Source organism: Bacillus cereus group sp. MYBKT14-1, assembly GCF_051915185.1.
GTDB classification, from domain to species: Bacteria; Bacillota; Bacilli; order Bacillales; family Bacillaceae_G; genus Bacillus_A; species Bacillus_A cereus.
Window position 1 is genome coordinate 1 of record NZ_JBQAEF010000043.1, and the last position, 2,415, is coordinate 2,415.

Here is a 2,415-nt window from a genome sequence, read left to right on the forward strand (position 1 = left end):
TAAGCTCTCTAGCGCCGATGGTAGTTGGGACCTTGTCCCTGTGAGAGTAGGACGTCGCCAAGCAAGAACCTAAGTTATTTTGACTTAGGTTTTTTTGTGTTTATTTTTATTATTTTAAATATAAAGGTAAGAATTACCTTTATGAGAATATAGTTCAGATGTAAAAAGAATGTTTGTAATCTTATATAAAAAGGTTATGTGATAAATAGCAATATAGCTCTTTTTGCATAACCTTTTGTGTTTTTAAAGGACTTTACATAAGAAAAATTCTATAATTAAGGTAGTTAACATATATTTTTGATGGGTGTGGGGGATTATGAAAGAAATATGCATGTTATTAGTGGCTGTTATATTATGGGGCACAGCCATTGCGCCAACAAAATGGGCGTTAGAATCTATTCAGCCGTTTACTTTGTTATTTATTCGTCTTTTCTTTGCAGGTGGAATTTGTATGCTATTCTCATTTAAGGAATTACAAAAATCAGTTGTACATAAAAAAGTTCCATGGAAAAGAATGAGTTTGTTAGCTTTTACCGGTGTAGCTGGTTATTTTATGTTTACATCCTACGGCATTTCTTTAACAAGTGGATTACATGTGAGTATTATAGATGCTGCATTACCATTAGTTACAATTCTTTTTTCAGCACTCTTTTTGAAAGAGAAAATTCGATTGAATTATTGGATAGGAATTATATTGGGTGCTATAGGAGTACTCTTTATTACGATTCCATCTAAAAGTGCTAATCAAGAAGTGTCTTTAATAGGAGATATACTAATATTATTAAGTACTTTTCTATTTGCTTTCTACACAGTTTTGCTAAAACGACCAAAACAAGAACAGTATTTATCAAACGAGGTTTTTACAACATTAACTTTAATTATTGGAGCTGTTATTCTCTTACCGTTTGCACTGATAGAAATTTTTTATTACGGTCTTCCAAAGGTTGAAACTTGGAAAACGGGACTTAGTGTAATATACCTTGTTATTGGAGCAACAATTTTAGCATATTGGTTTTGGAATAAAGCGCTAGAGAGAGTTTCAGCATCAGTAAGCGGATTATATTTAAATGCATTACCATTAATAAGTATTGTTACTTCAATTATTCTATTAAATGAATCTCTGACATGGAGAGTAATAATGGGAGCAAGTTTAGTTTTAATCGGAGTAGGATGGGCGGACCAGCAAAAGTTATGCAATCTATTAAAAGGAAACAAGGTGGAGAATAGAGACTGCTAAACAGTATGATTTATATAATTGAAATGTTAAAAAGATACCTTATATATGGGGTATCTTTTTTATTTAGCAAAGATAATAGACTAAAGTTAGTATAGATATTCTTTGCTGTATTTATATGTGTCGAAATCATTTTGAAATATTGTTTGGACAAGTTGTATACATTCAGTATCATAAAAGCTTTCAAAAGTTGGGTGACGGGGAAATAAAGGGTCAGTAATATCGCCTTCGCTAAAATCCCCTTTATAAATCATGGCGGGAGTTTGATGATGCCATGATGTTGAGAACTCATTTATTGGTGCGGTTTTTAATTCAAAACGCTTTTCTAATTCTTTCATTTCCTGATCGAAGTTTTCTAAGTATATATAATTGGTCACATATTCTTCTTCACCAGCTATATATTGTTGTGTGAAATGTGGGTTAATATCACTTGCGTGAGCCCATTTCATAAATAGATAGTATAAAAATTGTTTAAATGAGATCCCTTTGGGGGATTTTCCATATAAGGAGGTCCAATTAAGGACACGAAAGAACTGACTGCTCTCCTATAAGGGTTACGAACAAGTTTAAAAGTTTCTTTTTGTTTTTCTCGTAACGCTACTCCTAGTCGTACACTATAGGCAGGTGTACTTTTGTATATATCATATTCATAATTATGAATGAAAGGACTATAGCTTAGAGCGGTTTGTAATAAATCAATCTGGTAAAAGAACCACTTAGCAAGAGAAGTACAACCGCTTTTTGGACTCTAAAATAGAATGATTGGAAACTTCCTATGATAGTGTGGGCTTCTTGAATGGGAGCTTATGATGTGTAATAAAGAAGGATTGAACAAGTTCTACACTCCTTTCAGTTATTTTATTGATATGTATGAGAAATAAAAGGGGGGTATGAGAGTCTTTTTCATCTTTTAAAAAAAATGAAAGATTAATATTGACTATTATTATATAGAGGTGTAATATAGGACAAGTCGCCGATGACATTAACGTCGAAAGCGATAAACGAAATAAAAAACTTAGTTGACATCAATTAACGAAAGTGTTAACATAAGGAAGTCGCAAATGAGCGATCAAGTAGTTCTTTGAAAACTGAACGAAACAAACAACGTGAAACGTCAATTTTTATTTTAGATGCTAGACAAACTAACTTTATTGGAGAGTTTGATCCTGGCTCAGGATGAA

At 32.3% G+C, this 2,415-nt stretch carries 1 protein-coding gene and 1 pseudogene; one reads left to right on the plus strand and one right to left on the minus strand.

The genetic code is table 11. The features are described 5' to 3' along the window. Nucleotides 1-316: 316 nt before the first annotated feature. Nucleotides 317-1,237, plus strand: a complete 921-nt coding sequence (locus tag ACTFO4_RS30300) for a DMT family transporter (protein ID WP_017674607.1) — start codon at nucleotides 317-319, stop codon at nucleotides 1,235-1,237. A gap of 86 nt (nucleotides 1,238-1,323) precedes the next feature. On the opposite strand, the pseudogene ACTFO4_RS30305 reads toward ACTFO4_RS30300, so the two are convergent. Continuing rightward, nucleotides 1,324-2,069 (minus strand): annotated as a pseudogene (locus ACTFO4_RS30305) (sulfotransferase family 2 domain-containing protein). Nucleotides 2,070-2,415 lie beyond the last annotated feature (346 nt).